Source organism: Mesorhizobium sp. M4B.F.Ca.ET.017.02.2.1 (assembly GCF_003998955.1).
Taxonomy (GTDB): domain Bacteria; phylum Pseudomonadota; class Alphaproteobacteria; order Rhizobiales; family Rhizobiaceae; genus Mesorhizobium; species Mesorhizobium abyssinicae.
The window spans coordinates 1-3,446 of sequence record NZ_RZOF01000485.1; the positions used below are offsets into that span (position 1 = coordinate 1).

Annotated in this window: 3 protein-coding genes and 1 pseudogene; all 4 read left to right on the forward strand. The window is 66.4% G+C overall.

Going from position 1 to position 3,446, the window contains the following annotated elements; all coding sequences use genetic code 11:
* A pseudogene (locus EN738_RS32445) lies at positions 1-313 on the forward strand (choline-sulfatase); the annotation flags it as partial.
* Positions 310-1,317, forward strand: coding sequence for a threonine/serine dehydratase (locus EN738_RS32450; RefSeq protein ID WP_127287131.1), 1,008 nt, complete (start codon positions 310-312; stop codon positions 1,315-1,317). The pseudogene EN738_RS32445 and the gene EN738_RS32450, both read left to right, overlap by 4 nt.
* A gap of 3 nt (positions 1,318-1,320) precedes the next feature.
* Positions 1,321-2,973, forward strand: coding sequence for a choline dehydrogenase (betA, locus tag EN738_RS32455; RefSeq protein WP_127287132.1), 1,653 nt, complete (start codon positions 1,321-1,323; stop codon positions 2,971-2,973).
* Between the two features lie 52 nt (positions 2,974-3,025).
* A partial coding sequence (locus EN738_RS32460) for an aldehyde dehydrogenase family protein (protein WP_127287133.1) occupies positions 3,026-3,446 on the forward strand: 421 nt, incomplete at its 3' end.

Consider the following 3,446-nt stretch of genomic DNA (forward strand, 5'->3'; position numbering starts at 1 on the left):
ACCCGAGCCGCCGCAATTGTTCGACCTCGAAACCGATCCGCTCGAGCGTGACAACCTCGCCGACGACCTGGCCAACGCGGCGCTGGTCGCGGCGTTCATGGACAAGGTCCGGGCGCGCTGGGACATGGCCGCTTTCGACGCCGCCGTGCGCGAGAGCCAGGCGCGCCGCTGGGTGGTGTATCCGGCGCTGCGCAACGGCGCCTATTACCCCTGGGATTTCCAGCCGCTGCAGAAGGCGTCCGAGCGCTACATGCGCAACCACATGAACCTCGACAATCTCGAGGAGAGCAAACGGTATCCGCGAGGCGAATGATGACAACGCTCGTCCCCTCACTCGACCATCTCAAAATGGCCTATGCCCTCACCTCGGCCGCAACGCAGGTGACGCCATTGCTGGAGTCGACGGCGCTCGCCAGGGAGACGGGCGCGGCGCGTGTCTTCGTCAAGCCGGAATCGCTGCAATGGGCCGGCTCCTTCAAGGTGCGCGGTGCCTATTGGCGGCTGAAGCAGCTGTCGCCGGATGAGGCCAAGAAAGGCGTCGTCGCCTACTCGTCCGGCAATTTCGCGCAAGGGCTGGCCGCCGCCGGCCAGGCGCTCGGCATTCCCGTCACCATCGTGATGCCGATCGATGCGCCGGCCGCCAAGCGTGAGGCCACCGCCGGCTATGGCGCGCGCGTCGTGCTCACCGACCATGGCGATCGCGCACGCGAGGAAGTGGCGGCCGCCAGGGCGCGCGCGATCGCCGAGACCGAAGGACTCACGCTGCTGCATCCCTTCGACGATCCGGAGATCGTTGCCGGCCAGGCCGGCGCCGGGCTGGAGGCGCTCGACCAGTTGGCGGCGAAGAACGCGCATGCCGACCTGGTGTTCTGCTCCGTCGGCGGCGGCGGGCTGATCGGCGGCGTGTCGCTCGCTTTCCACTATCTGTCGCCCCAGACCGAAATCATCGCGGTCGAGCCGGAAGGCTTCAACGGCATGGGTTCCTCACTGGCGCACGGCGCCATCGAGACGATGCCGATCGGGCCGAAATCGATCTGCGACGGGCTTATGGCGAGGCAGCCCGGCGAAGCGCCATTCGCGGCGGTGCGCGCGGCCGGCGTGCGCGGCGTCACCGTCGACGATATCTCGGTGCGGCGCGCCATGAAGATCGCCTTCGAGCGGATGAAGCTGGTGCTGGAGCCGTCGGGCGCGGCGTCGCTGGCGGCGCTGCTTGGGGGAAAGGTGAACGTGGCGGGAAAAACCGTCCTTGTTGTGGCTACCGGCGGCAATGTCTCGCTCGCCGATTTCATCTCGCATATGAACGATGGGCGCATATGAACAATGCTTGAAGCGGACTTCGTGATCATCGGCTCCGGCTCCGCCGGCTCGGCCATGGCCTACAGGCTGTCGGAGGACGGCAAGCACTCGGTGATCGTCATCGAGTTCGGCGGCACCGATATCGGGCCGCTGATCCAGATGCCGTCGGCGCTGTCGATCCCGCTCAACATGAGCCTCTACGACTGGGGCTTTGCCAGCGAGCCGGAGCCGCATCTCGGCGGCCGCGTGCTCGCCACCCCGCGCGGCAAGGTGATCGGCGGCTCGTCCTCGATCAACGGCATGGTCTATGTGCGCGGCCATGCGCGCGACTTCGACCACTGGGCCGAACAGGGCGCAACCGGCTGGGGCTTCGCCGACGTGCTTCCCTACTTCAAGCGCATGGAGGATTCCGACGGCGGCGAGGATGGCTGGCGGGGCAAACGCGGCCCGCTGCATGTCCAACGCGGCACGCGCAGGAACCCGCTCTACGGCGCCTTCGTCGAGGCCGGCCGCCAGGCCGGTTTCGAGCTGACCGACGACTACAACGGTTCGAAGCAGGAAGGGTTCGGCCCGATGGAGCAGACCATTCTCGGCGGCCGCCGCTGGTCGGCGGCGAACGCCTATCTGAAGCCGGCTCTGAAACGCAAAAACGTCACCTTGGTCAAGGGCTTCGCTCGCCGCGTGGTGATCGAGAATCAACGCGCCATCGGGGTCGAGATCGAAGCTAACAAACAGATTCAAATCGTTAAGGCGCGACGTGAAGTGATCGTCGCGGCATCGTCAATCAATTCGCCGAAGATCCTGATGCTGTCGGGCATCGGCCCGGGCGCGCATCTGCAGGAAAACGGCATCCAGGTCGTTGCCGACCGGCCAGGCGTCGGCCGCAATCTGCAGGACCATATGGAACTCTACATCCAGCAGGAATCGACCAAGCCGATCACGCTGAATTCGGTGCTCAACCCCTTCTCCAAAGCGTTGATCGGCGCACAGTGGCTGTTCTTCAGGACCGGCCTCGGCGCCACCAACCATTTCGAGGCCGCGGCTTTCGTGCGCTCGCGGGCCGGCGTCGACTATCCGGACATCCAGTACCACTTCATTCCGGCGGCGGTGCGCTATGACGGCAAGGCGGCAGCGAAGTCGCACGGCTTCCAGGCGCATGTCGGGCCGATGCGCTCGAAGTCGCGCGGCTCGGTGACGCTGCGCTCGCCCGATGCGAAAGCGAAGCCGGTGATCCGCTTCAACTACATGTCGCATCCGGACGACTGGACGGAGTTCCGCCACTGCATCCGGCTGACGCGCGAGATCTTTGGGCAGAAGGCTTTCGACAGTTTCCGCGGCAAGGAGATCTCGCCCGGCAGTCATGTGCAGTCGGACGAGGATCTGGACGCCTTCATCAGGGATCACGCCGAGAGCGCCTATCATCCTTGCGGCACGTGCAAGATGGGCCGCGCCGACGATCTGACGAGCGTGGTCGATCCGGAATGCCGGGTGATCGGCGTCGAGGGCCTGCGCGTCGCCGACTCCTCGATCTTCCCGCGGGTGACCAACGGCAATCTCAACGCGCCCTCGATCATGACCGGCGAGAAGGCTTCAGATCACATCCTTGGGCGGATGCCGCTGGCGCCGTCCAACCAGGAACCATGGATCAATCCGCGCTGGCAGGCGGCGGATCGATAGGGCATTGTGAGGCTGGCGCCCTCCCGCCCAGCGACCATCAATGGAGAAGACCATGCGCGCCCAGCCCACGGCATCGCACTATGTCAACGGCCGCTACATCGAGGACGAGGGCGGCGCGCCGCTGCCTGTGATCTATCCGGCCACGGGCGAGACAATCGCCACGCTGCATTCCGCGACGCCGAACGTGCTGGAACTGGCGATCGAGGCCGCGCGCGCCGCACAACCGGCCTGGGCTCGGCTGAAGCCGGTCGAGCGCGGCCGCATCCTGCGCCGCGCCGCCGACATTCTTCGCGCCCGCAATGCCGATCTCGCGCGCATCGAGACGCTGGACACCGGCAAGGCTATCCAGGAGACGCTGGTGGCGGACGCGCCCTCGGCGGCGGATTGCCTGGAATATTTCGGCGGCGCGGTCGCCGCCTTCAACGGCGAGGCGGTCGATCTCGGCGGGCCTTTTGCCCACACGCGGCGCGAGG